The sequence below is a fragment of the Nonomuraea sp. NPDC005730 genome (assembly GCF_040630865.1).
In the GTDB taxonomy this organism is placed as follows: domain Bacteria; phylum Actinomycetota; class Actinomycetes; order Streptosporangiales; family Streptosporangiaceae; genus Nonomuraea.
This window is the reverse complement of sequence record NZ_JBEXYK010000003.1, coordinates 188744-205857: the sequence shown is the minus strand read 5'-3', so window position 1 is coordinate 205857 and position 17114 is coordinate 188744. Positions and strand designations below refer to the sequence as shown.

Annotated in this window: 18 protein-coding genes and 1 riboswitch; of the genes, 9 read left to right on the top strand and 9 right to left on the bottom strand. The window is 73.1% G+C overall.

What is annotated here, in order from left to right:
* Positions 1–355 precede the first annotated feature (355 nt).
* The 3 genes from ABZ444_RS05990 to ABZ444_RS05980 form a co-directional block, all read right to left on the bottom strand.
* Positions 356–802 (bottom strand): SAV_6107 family HEPN domain-containing protein, encoded by a 447-nt coding sequence (locus ABZ444_RS05990; RefSeq protein ID WP_357968486.1) that lies wholly within the window; start codon positions 800–802, stop codon positions 356–358.
* A gap of 475 nt (positions 803–1277) precedes the next feature.
* Complete coding sequence (locus ABZ444_RS05985; RefSeq protein WP_357993306.1) at positions 1278–1469, bottom strand: (4Fe-4S)-binding protein; 192 nt, start codon at positions 1467–1469, stop codon at positions 1278–1280.
* Between the two features lie 6 nt (positions 1470–1475).
* Positions 1476–2648 (bottom strand): cytochrome P450, encoded by a 1173-nt coding sequence (locus ABZ444_RS05980; protein WP_357993303.1) that lies wholly within the window; start codon positions 2646–2648, stop codon positions 1476–1478.
* Between the two features lie 91 nt (positions 2649–2739).
* Here ABZ444_RS05980 and ABZ444_RS05975 point away from each other — a divergent pair, with 91 nt between their 5' ends.
* A complete protein-coding gene (locus ABZ444_RS05975; protein ID WP_357993300.1) occupies positions 2740–3339 on the top strand; it encodes a helix-turn-helix domain-containing protein in 600 nt (199 codons plus the stop codon).
* A gap of 118 nt (positions 3340–3457) precedes the next feature.
* Positions 3458–3961: a hypothetical protein gene (locus ABZ444_RS05970; protein ID WP_357993297.1), complete on the top strand. Its 504-nt coding sequence runs from the start codon at positions 3458–3460 to the stop codon at positions 3959–3961.
* Here the strand turns inward: ABZ444_RS05970 and ABZ444_RS05965 are convergent.
* Both ABZ444_RS05965 and ABZ444_RS05960 read right to left on the bottom strand, forming a co-directional pair.
* A complete protein-coding gene (locus ABZ444_RS05965; RefSeq protein WP_357993294.1) occupies positions 3944–5593 on the bottom strand; it encodes a hypothetical protein in 1650 nt (549 codons plus the stop codon). The genes ABZ444_RS05970 and ABZ444_RS05965 overlap by 18 nt on opposite strands.
* A 161-nt stretch (positions 5594–5754) precedes the next feature.
* Positions 5755–6597 (bottom strand): L,D-transpeptidase family protein, encoded by an 843-nt coding sequence (locus tag ABZ444_RS05960; RefSeq protein WP_357993291.1) that lies wholly within the window; start codon positions 6595–6597, stop codon positions 5755–5757.
* A 99-nt stretch (positions 6598–6696) separates the two neighbouring features.
* On the opposite strand from ABZ444_RS05960, the gene ABZ444_RS05955 reads away from it, so the two are divergent.
* Together ABZ444_RS05955 and ABZ444_RS05950 are read left to right on the top strand one after the other, a co-directional pair.
* On the top strand, positions 6697–7173 hold the full coding sequence (locus ABZ444_RS05955; protein WP_357967906.1) for a YbaK/EbsC family protein: 477 nt from the start codon (positions 6697–6699) through the stop codon (positions 7171–7173).
* A gap of 20 nt (positions 7174–7193) precedes the next feature.
* Positions 7194–7757 carry a GNAT family N-acetyltransferase gene (locus tag ABZ444_RS05950; RefSeq protein WP_357993288.1) on the top strand — a complete coding sequence of 188 codons (564 nt, stop codon included), beginning with the start codon at positions 7194–7196 and terminating at the stop codon, positions 7755–7757.
* A gap of 186 nt (positions 7758–7943) precedes the next feature.
* Here the strand turns inward: ABZ444_RS05950 and metF are convergent, their stop codons facing one another.
* Entirely contained in the window at positions 7944–8864 is a 921-nt protein-coding gene (gene metF, locus ABZ444_RS05945; protein WP_357993285.1) for a methylenetetrahydrofolate reductase [NAD(P)H], read from the bottom strand.
* Positions 8865–8949: 85 nt separating this feature from the next.
* On the opposite strand from metF, the gene ABZ444_RS05940 reads away from it, so the two are divergent.
* Entirely contained in the window at positions 8950–10017 is a 1068-nt protein-coding gene (locus ABZ444_RS05940) for a polyprenyl synthetase family protein (protein ID WP_357993282.1), read from the top strand.
* Between the two features lie 146 nt (positions 10018–10163).
* Here the strand turns inward: ABZ444_RS05940 and thiE are convergent, their stop codons facing one another.
* Genes thiE through ABZ444_RS05925 form a run of 3 tightly spaced genes read right to left on the bottom strand, consistent with a single transcriptional unit; the run spans position 10164 to position 12405 of the window.
* Positions 10164–10853 carry a thiamine phosphate synthase gene (thiE, locus tag ABZ444_RS05935; protein ID WP_357993279.1) on the bottom strand — a complete coding sequence of 230 codons (690 nt, stop codon included), beginning with the start codon at positions 10851–10853 and terminating at the stop codon, positions 10164–10166.
* Positions 10831–11205, bottom strand: coding sequence for an Rv2175c family DNA-binding protein (locus tag ABZ444_RS05930; protein WP_357993275.1), 375 nt, complete (start codon positions 11203–11205; stop codon positions 10831–10833). The genes thiE and ABZ444_RS05930 overlap by 23 nt, the downstream gene beginning before the upstream one ends.
* A gap of 30 nt (positions 11206–11235) precedes the next feature.
* On the bottom strand, positions 11236–12405 hold the full coding sequence (locus tag ABZ444_RS05925; RefSeq protein WP_357993273.1) for an FAD-dependent oxidoreductase: 1170 nt from the start codon (positions 12403–12405) through the stop codon (positions 11236–11238).
* Between the two features lie 52 nt (positions 12406–12457).
* A riboswitch (TPP riboswitch) is annotated at positions 12458–12574 on the top strand.
* On the opposite strand from ABZ444_RS05925, the gene ABZ444_RS05920 reads away from it, so the two are divergent.
* The 4 genes from ABZ444_RS05920 to pknB all read left to right on the top strand — a co-directional run bounded on the left by ABZ444_RS05920 (position 12564) and on the right by pknB (position 17105).
* Positions 12564–14081, top strand: coding sequence for an FAD-dependent oxidoreductase (locus ABZ444_RS05920; RefSeq protein WP_357993270.1), 1518 nt, complete (start codon positions 12564–12566; stop codon positions 14079–14081). (Overlaps the previous riboswitch by 11 nt.)
* Complete coding sequence (gene thiS / locus ABZ444_RS05915; protein ID WP_357967885.1) at positions 14078–14278, top strand: sulfur carrier protein ThiS; 201 nt, start codon at positions 14078–14080, stop codon at positions 14276–14278. The genes ABZ444_RS05920 and thiS overlap by 4 nt, the downstream gene beginning before the upstream one ends.
* Positions 14271–15026, top strand: a complete 756-nt coding sequence (locus ABZ444_RS05910) for a thiazole synthase (RefSeq protein ID WP_357993267.1) — start codon at positions 14271–14273, stop codon at positions 15024–15026. The genes thiS and ABZ444_RS05910 overlap by 8 nt, the downstream gene beginning before the upstream one ends.
* A 141-nt stretch (positions 15027–15167) precedes the next feature.
* On the top strand, positions 15168–17105 hold the full coding sequence (pknB, locus tag ABZ444_RS05905) for a Stk1 family PASTA domain-containing Ser/Thr kinase (protein ID WP_357993264.1): 1938 nt from the start codon (positions 15168–15170) through the stop codon (positions 17103–17105).
* Positions 17106–17114: the final 9 nt, after the last annotated feature.

Sequence of the window (17114 nt, the reverse complement as noted above, 5' to 3'; positions counted from 1 at the left end):
AGGGGCAGCGGACCACCGAGGCCCGACGAAGCGGAGGCCCGACCGGTCCGACGGAAAGCCGGCGAAGACAGCTCGAAACGAACGGAACGCCACCGAGGTAGCCCGTCGGGAAACCGAACACCGCCGGGCCTGAGCAGACTGCTCGCCCCGAGACTGCCTGGAGCACTGCCTGGGCGCGTGGCTACCGGGCAGTGCGGGAGCCGCGTTCCGCTCCCACAGGCGATGCGGACCGCCCCCTGCCCGTTTTGGGCACGCGTGTCAGCGACAGCCGCCTCGCTACGTCATCGGCGTTGCTAGACCCCGCCACCCGCGCTCTTCCGCGCGGCGGCGTCGCCTGGAGAGCCGGGCGGCGGGGTCAGCCCGCCAGCGGCACGTCCACCGGAAGCTGGGGCTGGGCGGGCACGCCGAGCAGGTCTTCCACCGTCGAGACGAACGTCTCGGCTTCGGCCAGGATCTCGGCGGCGTCGGCCGCGCTGATGCCGCGGACCACGCCCGCCTCCGCGGCCGCGCGCTTGGCGGCGCTCACGGAGAAGTAGGCGGCCCATTCGGCGAGGTGCGGCTCGGCCTCGGGCAGCAACTCCCACGCGCTGCGCAGACGGCGCCTGCGGCCCTCCATGGGACGGGGACGGGCGGCCAGGATCGCCGCAGCCGCACGAAGAGCCGCCAGATGGGCGGCCACATATCGGGATGCCGGGGTGCGAGCGGCGGTCGCCTCCGCCAGGCAGGAACGTGAATCGGTTAAATGTGCCCGAACCGCAGGCGACAGCCGGGGCCCGGGCGTTTCTCTAGGCCGTGGTGCCATCTTGCGCGCCTCCTTGGAGTCGTGGGCGGCGGCCGGCGTCTCCGCCGGTGAGGCCAACACTCTCAGACGCCACCGACATTTCCGCCGGGCCGGCCGGACGAGGAGCTTCCCCTCTCCCCGTCCGGCCAGGACACGCCCACTCGTCTCCGCCGACGACGAGGACGCGCCCTTCGCCCGTGGAGCCTGGCCGTGGGAATCGCTTGGGGAAGCGAACGGCCCGCGGCCAGGCCCTTGGGTGACGTTGAGCCGCGAGCCTCACCGCCACTAGGTCGAACATAATTTCGATCACGCTCGGTGTCAACCTGTTCCACGAACACAGGTTCGATGACCATGGAGCGAAACGATCGATCCGTCCCGCGACGCCCCTCCGTTCGGGCATGAGATCGCCAACCGGAAGGGCGCCGGGAGCGCACGAAGCCGCCGCCACCGGGGGCGGTGGCGGCGGCGGGACGGCCAGATCGGACGAGACGGCGACTCAGGAGACGGAGAGGGCCCCCGACGGGCACAGGGACACCGCGCGCCGCACGGCCTCCTCCTGCCCTTCCCCGGGCACCTCGCTCAGCAGCACCACCGTGCCCTCGTCCTCACTCTGGTCGAACACCTCCGGCACCGTCAGGGCGCACATGCCCGCCCCGATGCACACCGTCGTATCCGCTGTGATCTTCATCGTGACCTACCAAGTGACAGGGAGGCGGTGCACTCCATAGACGCTCATGTCCGAACGCATCGGCACCTCCTCAGGCGTTACGGCCAAGCGTAGGCCAGGTAGGCGCCGCAGCAGCGCCGGGTACGCGATGCGCATCTCGGCCCGGGCCAGCTGCTGCCCGAGGCACTGGTGGATGCCGTGGCCGAACGTCAGGTGCCCGCCGACCGGCCGGTGGACGTCGAGGCGGTCGGCGTCCTGGAAGCGGGACGGGTCGCGGTTCACGGTGGGCAGGTGGAAGGCGACCGACTCGCCCGCCCTGACCAGGTGGCCCTCGATCTCGACGTCCTCCAGGGCGCTGCGCACCGGGCCGAGGTGGATGATCGTGAGGTAGCGCAGCAGCTCCTCCACGCCGTTGTCCACCACCGAGGGGTCGTCGCGCATGGCGGCGAGCTGGTCGGGGTTGGTGAGCAGCGCGTACGTCCCCAGTCCCAGCATGTTGGCGGTCGTCTCGTGCCCGGCCAGCAGGAGCAGGAACGCGACCCCGGTCAGCTCCTCGTGGCTCAGCTCCGCGACGAGCCCGCTGAGCAGGTCGTCGGCCGGCTCGGCCTGCTTGCGCCCGATCAGCTCCGACAGGTACGCCCCGATCCTGGTGAACGCGGCCAGGGCGTCGTCGGCCTTGGTCTCCAGGTTGATCAGGATCTTGGTCTCCTCCTGGAACACCGCGCGGTCCTCGTACGGCACCCCGAGCAGCTCGCAGATCACCAGCGACGGGATGGGCAGCGCGAAGGACTGCACCAGGTCGGCGGGCGGCCCGGCGGCCTGCATGGCGTCGAGGCAGGAGTGGGTGATCTCCTCGATCCTGGGTTCGAGCGCCTTCATCCGCCGGACGGTGAACTGTCCCATGAGCAGCTTGCGGTAGCGCGTGTGCTCGGGCGCGTCCATGCGCAGGAAGAACCCGGGCGGCAGTTCCCGCTGGAGCTGCACCCGGGCGGGCACGACGGGGTGCAGCCGCTCCGGACGGTTGCTGAAGCGGGGGTCGGCCAGGATCGCGCGGGCGGCCGAGTAGCCGGTTACCAGCCAGCCGAGGTGGCCGTCGGCGAAGGTCATGCGGTGCATGGCGCCCTGTTGTCGCAGGGCCGTGGCTTCCTCGGGCGGATCGAACGGCCGCCGGCGGGTGATGGGAAAGGTCAGGTCGGACATGCTGGCTCCTTTCCGAGCTCACCACCCAGAAAACCTCAACCGATGCAAAATTTCAATGCATGAAATTCGTATATCGGTGTAGAGTTCCGTCATGGTAGGACTGCGGGAGCGCAAGAAGCAGCGCACGCGCCGGGCGCTGATCGAGGCCGCGCTCCGGCTGTTCGGGGAGAAGGGCTACGAGGAGACCACGCTGGCGGAGATCGCCGCCGCCGCCGAGGTCTCCACGCGCACCTTCTTCAGCTATTTCGCCAGCAAGGAGGACGTGCTCTTCTACGACTCCGAGCACCAGATCGAGCGCGCGCTGGCGTTCCTGTCCGCGCCCGCCCCCGGCCAGACGCCCGCCGACCTGCTGCGCGCCTTCATCGAGGGCACGCTGTCGACGCCGGACGAGGGCCAGGACACCTGGTCGGAGCAGTCGGCGCGGCGCCTGGAGCTCATCATGCGCGAGCCGCCCCTCCAGGCGCGGGCGCTGCACCTGCTGTTCGACAGCCAGCTCCGGCTGGCGGAGGCGCTGGCGGCGGCCTACCCCGGCCGGCTCGGCCGGATCGAGGCGGCGGCGGCCGTGGGGTCGCTGATCGGCGCGGTGAAGCTGGCCGTGATGACCACGCTCATCGACGGCCTCCCGGTGGAGCAGGCCCGCGACGCCGCCCGCCGGGCCGCCGACGTCGCCTTCCACGGTCTCCCCCGCTGACCCGCCCACCGGCGCGCCCGCGGGTGGCGGGTGACGCCGCGCGTCTGACAGGCTGTCGGCGCGGGTGGCGGACAGCTGACGGGCCGGCCGTGCGAGGGCGGCCGCGTGAGGGGGATCGGTGCGAGAACGGACGGGCACTCTCATCCTGCTGCTGTCGGGGCCGGTCCTGGCGGCGGCGTACGCGGTCGTCAACTACGCGGCCCTGCGCACGGCGTCCGGGGCGCGGGGCGACGACCCGGCCGGCCGGATCACCTCCGACGGCCTGTCGTCGCTGGGCTCGGACCTCTGGTGGATCGTCAGGGGCGTCGCGCTGGTGGCGGGCGTCGCCGCCGTGGGCATCGCCGTGGTGGGCCTGCTGCTGCGCCGCGCGGCCCGGGGTCGCGGCGCGCTGCTGGTGTCGTCGGGCGTGCTCATCCTGCCGTACGCGCTCGGGCTCGCGGTCGCCGTCTACAACCCCGTGCCGCGGCTGGCCGGTTTCTACGATCATCCGGCCTTCGCCGACGCGCTCCCGCCATGGCAGTCGTTCTCGGCGCTGCTCCTGCTGGCCGCGGCCCTGGCCCAGGCCGTGGGCATGGTCCGCGCGCACACCCTGGCCCGGACGGCGTCACCGCCCCCGGGGTGACCCACCGGGGCAGCGGTCGCTGACCCAGGTGGTCCAGCCCTGCCGGGTGCCGCCCGCGCCGGTCGTGGCCCACCCCGCGGGCGGCGGCCCCGAGTCGGGCGGGACGACGGCGGTGCAGACGCCGGCCGGCGGCGTACGGTCGTAGTGCTCAAGCTCGGTCCAGGAGACGCGGTAGGCCAGCGGGGCCCGGACGTTCCACGGCACCCGCCGATCCACGGCCACGCGTCCAGGGCCCGTGAGGACCGGCAGCCAGTCGGGCCCGGCGGCGGGCGCGGACTTCGGCGCCAGGCCGGCGGCGAAGACCAGGTTGACGGCCGCCAGGACGGCCAGGACCGCCGGCCACCCCCGGCGGGCGGTCAGCAGCGCCGCGCCCGCCAGGCAGGCCAGCAGGGCGAGCGCCGCGAGCGAGGCGGCGACCAGGTCGAAGGAGTCCCGCACCCGGCTGAGGAAGATCACCTCGGGGAAGTCGAAGGCGATGAACGCGTACCGCTGGAGCCGGTCCCCCGCGTACCGGACCACCACGCCGCCGGTCACCGCGAGCAGCCCGGCCGCCGCGAGCGCGTGCCGCACGACGGCCCCGCGGCCGGCCCTGGCCAGCACGAGCAGCCCGGCCAGGGTCCAGGCGAGCGCCACGCAGGCCAGGTAGCGGCCGTAGGCGTAGTTGCCGACCCGGTGCTCGTCGGGGAGCGCGGCCGAGGAGGCGTAGGCGATGCCCAGGGTCGTGGCCAGCAGGACGGCCGCGAGCGCGCGCCGCGGCCCCGGCGCCGACCGCCTGGCCACGACGGCGACGGCGCCCGCGAGCCCGACCCCGGCCAGCCCCCAGGTCGCGGCGATGAGGTACCAGAGCTGCCCGGCCGCCCCCGCCAGCGCCCACGCCTGCCCGTCGAGCCCGCTCACCCGCTCGGCCAGGAGGCCGGACAGATCACGCGCCCCGCCCGGGTACAGCGCCGCGGACAGGACCCGGTTGAGCGCCGTCGCGGCCCCCGCCACCACCACAGCGGCCACCAGCCCGGCCGCGGCGCCCCGGCGGCGTGCGAAGAACGTCCCCGCCGCGCCCCCGCGGCGCGTGATGAGCATCCCCGCCATCGCCAGCACGGTCACCCCCAGCAGGACGGTGCCGCGCAGGTGCACCGCCACGGCGAACCCCGCCAGCCCGCCCGCCAGCGCCCCGGCCCTGACCGACCCCCTGGCCACGAGGTCGTGCAGCGCGACCAGCCAGGCCAGGACGAGGGTGGGCAGGAGCGCGTCGGCCAGCGCCAGCCCCGAGAACAGCAGCAGCGACGGCGACAACCCGCCCGCGAACGCCGCCGCCATCGCCGCCCGCGGCCCCGTCCCCAGCCGCCGCAACAGCAGGTACGCCAGCGGGAACGCCCCCGCCGCCACCATCGCCCCCACCACGACGACCAGCCGGTAGGCCACCACCGGATCCGACGTGAACCAGAACACCGGCGCCAGCAGCAGCGGGTAACCGCCCTGGTAGAAGGTGAAGCCGGTCAGATCCGCCCCGGGCCCCCCGGCCAGCCACCGTGCGGCGATCAGGTATCCGGTCTCGTCCGGGTTGGCCACGGGCCCGGCGTGCTGCCGGAACAACCACAGCCGCAGCGCGACCTGCGCCACCCACCCGATCGCCAACAAGCACCGCGAACGCGACCGGCCCCCGCGCCGCACGTACGGTGCGGGAGCCGGAACACGAGTGGCGAACGACGTCGTCGTCATGGAATCCCCCCTGAAGTCGGGGGAAGTCCAGCAAGAGGCGGATAACCCGGCCGTCACCGGACCCGGTTATGCGGACGTTACGCGCGCCTGAACGCGCCTCTCACATGCACCGGAACACCCTTGCCGAGCAGGCCGGGCAGCACCTCGGCGACGTTCATCGGCATGCGCACGCAGCCGTGCGAGGCCGGGGAGAGCGGCACCGACAGCGCGCCGTGGAAGGCGATGCCGCCGTTGAAGAAGATCGGGTTGTAGAGCTGCCCCAGGTACGACTTGTGCCAGCCGCTCGCCCGCCACGTCGTGCGGAAGTCGCCGGTCGGCGTGCGGGCCGAGCCACAGAAGCGCTGCTCCTTGCCCTGCCAGGTGGTCGTCTCGCAGTACGGGACGCCGCTGCCGGAGGAGATGTGGGTGATCAGCCGCACCTGGCCGCCGACGTACAGGACCATGATCTGCTTGGTGAGGTTGACCTCGGCGCGGGTCGGCTTGCCGTTGCTCACCAGCACCTTCGGGGTCTTCGGCTGCTCCAGCGCCTCCCACGTCCTGCGGGCGATCGTGCTGGTCGGCGTGATGCCGTTGACCTTCTGGAAGGCCCAGACGGCGGTGAGGGTGGTGCCGCCGTAGCGGCCGTCGGCCTTGCCGGGCAGGTAGCCCAGAGCCGCCAGGCGCCGCTGCAGCCAGGTGACGGACGCGCCCTTCGCGCCCAGCTTCAGCGTCTTGCGCGGCGCCGTGACGGTTGTTGCGACGGGCGCCGTGAGGGGCGCTGCCGCCGGGCCTGCCTTGGCCCCCGCCGCGCCGGGCGTGCTCGGCGCGCCGGCGATGCCGGTCGTCGCGGCGAATGTGTCCGTCCGCGCGCCGCAGCCCGTGAGTACGACGGCCCCAGCCGTCAGCAGAGCAGCCACTCCGGGCAGCCGTCGAGCCCCCACCGGTACCACCTCTTTTATCACGAACTATCCGGATCGATGGACCCTACACCACCCACCATGAACAGGTAATAAGGCGGTCAACCTGTTTAGAGTGTCCTCATGTCCGAGAAGTTGCCGGCGAACGCCGTCGTCGTGGAGGCCGCCCTGCGCGCGGCGGGCGCCACCGGAGAGATCGTCGTCCTGCCCGAGAAGGCGCCGACCGCGGCGACCGCGGCCGCCCAGCTCGGCTGCGAGGTGGGGGCGATCGCCAACAGCCTGATCTTCGACGCCGACGGCGCGCCGCTGCTGGTCCTGACCAGCGGCGCCCACCGGGTGGACGTCGAGCTCGTCGCCCGTACGGCCGGCGTCGCCGAGGTGCGCCGGGCCACGCCGGAGTTCGTCAGGGCCGCGACCGGTCAGCCGATCGGCGGGGTGGCCCCGGTCGGCCATCCGGCCCCGGTCCGCACCCTGGTGGACAACTGGCTGAGCAAGCACGAGGTGGTGTGGGCGGCCGGCGGCCACCCGCTGACGGTCTTCCCGACGACGTTCGAGGAGTTGCTGGCGATCACCGGAGGCACTCCGGTCGACGTCGAGTGACGTCGAGTAATGTGCGACGGGTGATCGAGTTTCGCGGGGCGGGCCCGGCCGAGTTCACCGAACGCCTGGACACGGTGATCGACGTCTACACGGCGGCGATGAACCCGCCCCCCGAGCAGATCTCCGGCCGCAAGACCATCATGCGGAACCACGGCACATATCCCCATTTTCAGTGCTATTTCGCGGAGTTGCGGGACCCGACCGGCGTGGCGCGCCCCCAGATCGTCGGTTTCGCGTACGGCTTCCGCGGCGCGACCGGCCAGTGGTGGCACGACGTGGTGATCAGGGCGCTGGCCGACGAGGCGGGCGAGGAGGCCGCGCGCGCCTGGATGGGCCACGCGTTCGAGCTGGCCGAGATCCACGTGCACCCCGACCACCAGGGCAAGGGCATCGGCCGGGCCATGATCCGCACTCTGTGCGCCGGCCGCGCCGAGCGTTCGGCCGTGTTGTCGACGCACGACCGCCCCACGGCCGCCCGCCACCTCTACGCCGACATGGGCTTCACCGACCTGCTGACCCGCTTCGTCTTCCCCGGCGGCTACGAGGAGTACGCGATCGTGGGCCGCCCGCTCCCCCTCGACTGAGTCGTCGCACATCACCGCAGGTAAAGCCCGTACTTGCAGGGTTTGCCGGATCATGCCCGAGGGCATCTTCATGACAGAAAGTGACGGACTCGTTACCGACTGGATACCACCCCCTGCCCGTCACCCGCCCGGTCCCCCTGCGGGCGGGTGGCGGGCATCCGCTCGTGCGGGGTCGGGCGGGGTCGGTCAGGCGGTGGCGGCGACCGGCGTCAGGCGCTGGAACACCTCGCGCGAGGCGCTGGACCGGTTGAACGTGATGAAGTGGATGCCGGGCGCGCCCTCGTCGAGCAGCCGCTGGCACAGCTCCGCGCCGTGCTCGATGCCGAGCGCCCGCACCGCGGCCGGGTCGTCGGCGACCGCCTCGAAGCGGGCCGCCACCCCGGCCGGGAACGGCGCCCCCGACAGCTGCTCCGACCGCGCGATCGTGCTCATCTGGGTGACCGGCATGATGCACGGGATGATCGGTGTGTCGCAGCCCTGGGCCGCCACCCGGTCGCGCAGCCGCAGGTAGTCGTCGGCCTGGAAGAACATCTGGGTGATCGCGTAGTCGGCCCCCGCGCGGCACTTGCGCACGAAGTAATCGGTGTCGGACTCGATCGACGGCGAGCGCGGATGCTTGTACGGGAACGCCGCCACCCCGACGCAGAACTCGCCCGCCTGCCGGATGAGCCGCACCAGCTCCTCGGCGTAGAGCACGCCCTCGGGATGCCGCACCCACTCGGCGGTCGGGTCGCCGGGCGGGTCGCCGCGCACGGCCAGGATGTTGCGCACCCCCGCGTCGGCGAAGCGGCCGACCAGGTGACGCAGCTCACGCAGCGAGTGGTTGACCGCCGTGAAGTGCGCCACAGGGGTGAGCGTGGTGTCGTGGGCCAGGCGCTCGACGATGTCGACCGTGCGGTCGCGGGTCGAGCCGCCGGCGCCGTAGGTCACCGAGACGAACGTGGGGCGCAGGGACTCCAGCTCCCTGATCGCCTTCCAGAGCTGCCGCTCCCCCTCGTCGGTCTTCGGCGGGAAGAACTCGAAGGAGAACGACCGGCCACCGGTGGCGAGCAGCTCGCGGACGGTGGGGACACGATCGGGCAGGATGGAGGGTCGACCAAGCGCCATGTGCCAAGCGTACAGGCCGGTGTCCGGATCGGCCGCCCCTAGACCGGGGACCCGACCCCGAGTCCGCGCCCACTAGTCTCAAGGCATGACCACTGACGCCGCGAGCATGGACGCCCTGCGCACCCAGGTGGAGCGCGCCCTCGGGGAGTTCGTCGAACGGCAGCTGCCCGCCTCGGGCGACGCCGAGCTCGAACCGCTGCGCGCCGCCGCGGGCGACCTGCTGGCCGGCGGCAAGCGCCTGCGTCCCGCGTTCTGCTACTGGGGCTGGCGCGGCGCGGGCGGCACCGACGTACCCCAGATCTTCACCGCCGCCGCGTCGCTGGAGCTGTTGCAGGCCAGCGCGCTCGTGCACGACGACGTGATGGACAAGAGCGACCTGCGCAGGGGCATGCCGGCCGCCCACCGCCGCTTCCAGTCCCTGCACGAGAAGGAGGGCTGGCACGGCTCGCCCGAGCAGTTCGGCGAGGGGGCCGCCATCCTGCTGGGCAACCTGCTGCTGGTGTGGTCGGGCGAGATGTGGCGCACCAGTGGCCTGCCGCCGGCGTCGCTGGCCGCCGCCCAGCCCGTCCACGACCACATGCGCACCGAGCTGATGTGCGGCCAGTACCTCGACCTGCTGGAGCAGGCCCACGGCGAGAACACCTTCGAGTCGGCGCTGCGGGTGGCGCTGTTCAAGAGCGGCAAGTACTCGGTGGAGCAACCGCTCAGGCTCGGCCTGGTGCTCGCGGCCGGCGCGCTGGAGCCCTGGATGGACGAGCTGTGCACCGGCTACGGCCGCCGCGTCGGCATCGCCTTCCAGCTCAGGGACGACATCCTGGGCGTGTTCGGCGACCCGGCCCAGACCGGCAAGCCGGCCGGCGACGACCTGCGGGAGGGCAAGCGCACGATGCTGGTGGCCCGCACCCTGGCCGCGGCGGCCCCGGAGGCGGCCGCGACGGTGCGCAGGCTGCTCGGCGACCCCGCGCTCGACGAGGACGGGGTGAGCGCCCTGCGCGAGATCATCACGGACAGCGGCGCGCTGCGGGAGTGCGAGGACCTGATCGCCGGCTATCTCGCCGACGCGCTGGCCGCGCTCGACGAGGCGCCGGTCACCGCCGGGTCGCGCACGGCGCTGACCGAGCTGGCCATCGCCGCGACCTCCCGCAAGACCTGACCCCGGACCTCCGGCCTCGGCCTCCGGCACCGGCGGCCGGCCTCAGCGCGCGTCCGGGTCTGGGCATGCGGCCCGCGCATCCGGCTTCGGCCATCCGGCCTCGGCGCGGGGCTCGGGCGCCCGTCGTGGACGGGCGCCCGGTCGTGTCAGGGGGTCAGGCGTTTGGCGAACTCGGCCGCCGCCGCCCCCGGGTCCTCCGCGTCGGTGATCGCGCGTACGACCACCACGCGGCTCACGCCGTACGACATGACCTCGTCGAGGTTGGCGAGGTCGATGCCGCCGATCCCGAACCACGGCCGCGCCGCGCCCGACCGCGCGCCCGACCCCGCGTCCGACCCCGCGCCCGACCTTGGGGCCGGTCCCAGTGAGGCCGCGTGCCGCAGCAGCGCCGGGCCGGGCGCGTGGCGGCCCGGCTTGGTCGGCGTGGGCCAGATCGGGCCGCAGCAGAAGTAGTCGACGCCCTCCTCCACGGCCGCGGCGGACGCCTCGGCGACGGAGTGGGTGGACCGGCCGATGACGATGTCGTCGCCGAGTATCTCTCGCGCGACCGTCACGGGAAGGTCGTCCTGCCCCAGGTGGAGCACGTCGGGCCGGGCGGCGAAGGCGATGTCCGCCCGGTCGTTGACGGCCAGCAGCTTGCCGTGCCGGTCGCAGGCGTCGCGGAAGACTTCCAGGAGCGCGAGTTCTTCGCGTGCCTCCAGGCCCTTCTCCCGCAGCTGGATGATGTCCACGCCGCCGGCCAGCACCGAGTCGAGGAACTCTGCCAGGTCGCCGCGGTCGCGGCGGCCGTCGGTGCAGAGATAGAGGCGGGCCTCAGAAACCGAGGGCCTGGGCACGCCGCTTGACCTCCGTGTGACGGCCGGCCTTGATCGCCTCGATGGGCGACCCCGGCAGGGACTCGTCTGGGGTGAAGAGCCAGCGCAGCGACTCGACATCGTCGAAGCCGGCGTCCTGCAACACGGTCAGTGTGCCGGGCAGGCCCTTCATCACGTCCTTCCCGTCGAGGAACACCGCGGGAACCTGTGGCCCGCCGCCGCCGCGGCGCACGCCGAGCAGCTTGTGGTCCTTGAGGAGTTGCTTGGCCCGCCCGATCGAGAGGTCGAGGCGTGAGGCCACTTCGGGGAGAGTGAGCCACTCGTCGACGAGCTGGTCGGTCTCCCGGTCGATCTGTGCAACAGAAAGCGTCACGAAACCACAACTACCACATGCCGTCCTTGCTCAAACAACACAATCCCGTAGGGGGACCTCTGGATCTACCAGGCGTTCTGTGTCGAGGCGATGACCGCCCTCGATGATCCTACGGCCCTGCACGTAGTCCCGAGGCCGGTCGACGGCCAGCACGGCGGCCAGGGTGTCGCCGGACGTCAGCCAGACGGCCGACCACTTGCCCTCGGGCTCGCCCCGGTAGAGCAGGCGGTCGCCGGAGGGGTGGTGGCCGATGTACTGGACCATGTGGCCGAACTGCTCGGACCAGAAGTAGGGCGCCGGGTCGTAGACGGCCTCCTCGCCCAGCAGGGTCGCGGCGGCCACCTCGGGCGAGCCGAGCGCGGTGTCCCAGTGCTCGACGCGCAGCCGGACGCCGTAGCGGCGCGACCACCAGGCCGCGCAGTCGCCGGCGGCGACCACGTTCGGCATGGACGTGCGCAGGTGCTCGTCGGTGACGACGCCGTTGTGCAGGTCGATGTCGGAGCCGGCCAGCCATTCGATGGCCGGGCGCACGCCGATGCCGGTGACGACCACGTGCGCCTGGACGAACTCGCCGCCCACCAGCCGCACGCCGCCCTCGTCCACCTCGTCGACCATGGTGTTCAGGCGCAGGTCGATGCCGTCGTACCAGTGTCGGGTGCGGGCGCCGATCTCCGGGCCCACGGCGTTGGCCAGCGGGGTGGGGCCGGCCTCGATCACGGTCACCGAGCAGCCGGCCTTGCGGGCGGCGGTGGCGACCTCGGCGCCGATCCAACCGGCGCCGATGATCGCCACGTGGGCCCCGGCCACGAGCCCGGCGCGCAGCTCGTGGGCGTCGTCGAGGGTGCGCAGGACGTACTGGGGGCCGTCGCCGGGCACGGTGATCGGCTCGGCGCCGGTGGCGATCACGAGGCCGTCGTAGCCGAGCTGGCCCTCGGTCGTCTCCACGACGCCCTCGCGCAGGGCCTTGGCGGTGACCCCGGGCCAGAAGTCGACCTCCAGCGCGTCGAGGTCGGCCTCCAGGAAGCTGGAGTCGGCCGCGCCGGACAGCACGGCCTTGGACAACGGCGGACGGTCGTAGGGCCGATGGCGCTCCTGGCCGATCAGCGTGATCCGTCCGGTGAAGCCGCGCCCGCGCAGCGCCTCCGCGCTGCGCAGCCCGGCCAGGCCCGCTCCCACCACTACGACATGGTTCACGTTCATGACCATAACGGGGGCGGTGCCGGTGCGTCGCGCCGAGGCCGTAGGCTGGAGGCGCAAGACGCGCGGGAGTCCGGCCGTCACCGGGCTGAGAGGAAGGCTTGAGCGGGCCTTCGACCGCAAGACACCTGATCCGGATCATGCCGGCGAAGGGAGCGCGGATGAATGTGATCGTGGGCGGCGGGGTCGTCGGGTTGTCGATCGCCTGGCGGCTGGCCCGCGAGGGGCTGCCCGTCACGGTGGTCGACCCGGCCCCGGGCCGCGGGGCCTCCTACGCGGCGGCCGGGATGCTGGCGCCAGTCAGCGAGGTCGCCTACACCGAGGAGCCGCTGCTGCGGCTGGGGGCCGCCTCGCTGCGCCGGTGGCCGTCCTTCGCCGCCGAACTGGCCGCCGACGCGGGCCTCGGCCCGGCCCTCGGGCCAGGTGTCGGCGCGGACCTCGGGCCAGGTGTCGGCGCGGGGCTGAGCGGCGGGGTCGGGACGAGGCCTCGGGATGCCTTCGGGGGCGCGTTCGGGGTGATCGGGCCGGAGGGGGCCGCTGGTCGTGCGCTCGACCTGCGCGCCGACGGCACGCTCGACGTCGCCTTCGGGGCCGACGACCTCGCGGCGCTCGACGACCTGGCGGCGTTCATGGACAAGCTGGGGCTGCGGGTCGAACGGCTGACCGGGCGCGAGTGCCGCCGTCTGGAGCCCATGCTGGCGCCTTCGGTGCGCGGGGGGCTGCTGGCCCCCGGTGACGCCTGGGTCGATCCGCGCCGGGTCACGGCGGCGCTGCTGGCCGCGCTCGACCGGCTGGGCGTGCCCGTGGTGCGGGCGCGGGTGACCGGACTGCTGCGCGACGGCGACACCGCTCCAGGCGTCGTGACAGGCGCTGGGACCAGCTCCGGCGCCGGCGCTTGGACCGGCGGTGCGGCAGGCCCTGCGACGGGTGCTGTGACGGGTGTGCGGCTGGAGCCCGTACCCGGTCAGCCTGAGGCGGTGCGGGAGATCGCGGCCGAGCGGGTGGTGCTGGCCGCCGGGGCGTGGAGCGGGGAGCTGGCCGACGTGCCCGTCCGGCCGGTCAAGGGACAGATCATGCGGTTGCGCTCGCCGCAGCCGCTGCTCGGGCGGTGCGTACGCGGGATGGTGCACGGCGCGCCCGTCTACCTCGTCCCCAGGGGCGACGGTGAGCTGGTGCTGGGGGCGACCCAGGAGGAGCTCGGGTTCGACACCCGGGTGACCGCGGGCGGGCTCTACGAGCTGCTGCGCGACGCCAGGGAGCTGGTGCCGGGCGTCACCGAGCTGGAGGTCGCCGACGTGGTCGCCGGGCTGCGTCCGGGCACCCCCGACAACCTGCCGATCATCGGGGCGGGCGAGGTCCCCGGGCTGGTGCTGGCGACCGGCCACCACCGGGGCGGGGTACTGCTGGCGCCCCTGACGGCTGCCCTGGTCACGGCGGCGGTGATGACCCCGGCCGCGACACCCCCGGCCGCGACGATGTCGCCCCCGACGGCGCTCCCGACGGCGGCCTCGACAACGGCCTCGACGACGGCCCGGACAGCGACACAGACGGCGACACAGGCCGCGGCTCCGGCGGCGGCCCCGGCGGCGGGGCTTTCGACGGGCGCGGGGATTCTGACGGGTGAGGAGGGCGAGCTGGCCGCGCTGTGCTCGCCCGCGAGATTTCGGGATATTTCATGATTGTGACGATCAACGGCGCCCCGCACGAGGTGGCCGACGGCACCACCGTGGCCCAGGCCGTACGGACGCTGACCACGGCCACCACCGGGGTGGCCGTGGCCGTGAACGACGAGGTGGTCACGCGGAGCACGTGGGAGACGACGGCGCTCGGCGACCGCGACCGCGTCGAGGTGCTGACGGCGGTGCAGGGTGGATGAGCTGATCATCGCCGGGGAGAAGTTCGACTCCCGGCTCATCATGGGCACCGGCGGCGCGCCCTCCCTGGAGGTGCTCGACCAGGCCCTGGTGGCCTCGGGCACCGAGCTGACCACGGTGGCCATGCGGCGGCTCGACCCCGGCGCCCGCGGCTCGGTCCTCGACGTGCTGCGCCGCCGCGACATCAAGGTGCTGCCGAACACCGCGGGCTGCTTCACCGCGGGCGAGGCCGTGCTGACGGCCCGGCTGGCCCGCGAGGCCCTGGGGACGAACTGGGTCAAGCTGGAGGTCATCTCCGACGAGCGCACGCTGCTGCCCGACCCGATCGAGACGTTCGACGCGGCCGAGCGGCTGGTGGCCGACGGGTTCGTGGTGCTGCCGTACATCGGCGACGACCCGGCGCTGGCGCGGCGGCTGGAGCAGGCCGGCTGCGCGGCGGTGATGCCGCTGGGCGCGCCGATCGGCTCGGGGCTCGGGATCAGGAACCCGCACAACATCGAGCTCATCGTGGAGGCCGCCGAGGTGCCGGTGATCCTCGACGCCGGCATCGGCACGGCCAGCGACGCCGCCCTGGCCATGGAGCTGGGCTGCGACGCGGTGCTGCTGGCCACGGCGGTCACCCGGGCGCAGCGGCCCGAGCTCATGGCCTCGGCGATGAGGGCGGCCGTGGTGGCGGGACGCCAGGCCCGGCAGGCGGGCCGGATCCCGCGCCGGCGCCACGCCGAGGCGTCCTCGCCGACGACCCCCTGAAGATCCCCCTGAGGTCCCCGGAGGGACCGGCTCGCGCCGGCCCTCCCGCCGGTCGGGGCCGCTCTCGCGAGAACGTCTCCGCATCGGTTTCGGGCGCGCGGGCCCTGCCGGTGGCAAAACGCCCGTAAACTCAGGGGGGTGGTGGATAAGACGACTGCGGACCCCCTGGTCGGGCGGCTCCTCGATGGGCGTTACCGCATCGAGAGCCGGATCGCCCGGGGCGGTATGGCGACCGTCTACCTGGCGCTCGACGTCCGGCTGGATCGCACTGTCGCGTTGAAGGTCATGCACTCCTCGCTCGCCGAGGACCCGGCCTTCGTCCGCAGGTTCATCGGCGAGGCCAAGTCGGTGGCCAGCCTGTCCCACCCCAACGTGGTGCACGTCTTCGACCAGGGCACCGACACCGACGTCGTCTACCTGTCGATGGAGTACGTGCCGGGCCGCACGCTGCGCGACATCCTGCGCGAGCGCGGCAGGCTGCCCGCCCGCGAGGCGCTGGAGATCATGATCCCGGTGCTGGCCGCCCTGGGCGCGGCCCACCAGGCCGGGATGGTCCACCGCGACGTGAAGCCCGAGAACGTGCTGATGACCGACGACGGCCGGGTCAAGGTCGTCGACTTCGGGCTGGCCAGGGCGATCGAGGCGACCAACCAGACCCGTACCGGCGTGATGATCGGCACGATCGGCTACATGTCGCCCGAGCAGGTCACCACCGGCGGCGCCGACGTGCGCAGCGACGTCTACGCCGCGGGCATCATGCTGTTCGAGCTGGTGACCGGGCAGCAGCCCTACGACGGCGAGACGCCGATGTCGGTGGCCTACCGGCACGTGCACGACACGGTGCCGCCGCCGTCGTCGCTGGTGCCCGAGGTGCCGCAGCTGATCGACACGCTGGTCGGGCACGCCACGGCCCGCGAGCCCCACGACCGCCCGGCCGACGCCACGGCGATGCTCGTCGAGGCGGTCGACGCCCACCGGATGCTGCCCCGGCTGAGCACCCCGCCGGCCATGACGGCCGTGTTCAACCAGTCGATGCCGCCGCGGCCGAGCGGCGCGGGCGCCCCGTCGATGCCGCTGGCCGCGCCGGCGCACACGCTGATCCAGCCGCGCGCCGAGGTGACGCCGCCGGGGACGCCGCCGGGGTCGCCGCCGCCGTCCAAGCGTTCGTTCAGGCCCAACTGGTTCCTGGTCACGCTCGCCGCGGTCATGGTCGTGGCGGTGGCGCTGACCGGCTGGTACTTCTCCCAGACCAAATACGTGCTGGTGCCCGACCTGGTCGGCCAGAACATGGTGGTCGCCGAGCGCACCGCCACGAGCAAGGGCTTCAAGGTCCACAAGGTCGCCGGCGAGTACGACGAGGACACCGCCGAGGGGCTGGTGCTGCGTACCGACCCCGAGGGCAAGACCGAGCTGGAGAGCGGCAGCACCATCACGCTGGTGCCCTCGCTCGGCCCCAAGAGGGTGATCGTCCCCAGCGTCAAGGGCCTGACCAGCGACGAGGCCCGCATCAAGATCGCCGAGGCCGGGCTCACCGTGGGCAGCGTCAAGCGCCTGCCCAACGGCGAGGTCGAGCGGAACAAGGTGATCCGCAGCTCTCCCGAGGCCGGCGAGAAGGTCAAGGAGGGCGCGAAGGTCGGCATCTTCGTGAGCGCCGGCATGGTGATGCCCGACGTGACCGGCATGCCGAAGGACGAGGCCGCCGCCTACCTCGGCGGCCAGGGCTTCCAGGTGCAGGTCAACGAGGTCGACGACGACGCCGAGCCGTGCACGGTCATCGCCCAGGCGCCGAAGGCCAAGTCCGAGGTCGACAAGGGCACGCCTGCGATGATCACGGTGGCGCGCTGCCAGACCGACTTCTGGGACTGGTTCAAGGGCGACAACGAGGCCCGCGACGACCAGGAGTTCCGCCTGGTGCCCGCGGTCATCGGCAAGAACGTCAAGGACGCCAAGTCGGAGCTGGAGTCGCTGGGTTTCCGCGTGCGGATCCAGCGGCTGGCCAACGGCGGCGTCGTGCAGTACCAGCGGCCGTTACCGAACAGTGAGCGGCCGCCCGGCGCGACCGTCTTCCTCTGGCAGTAGTCCGCCGGG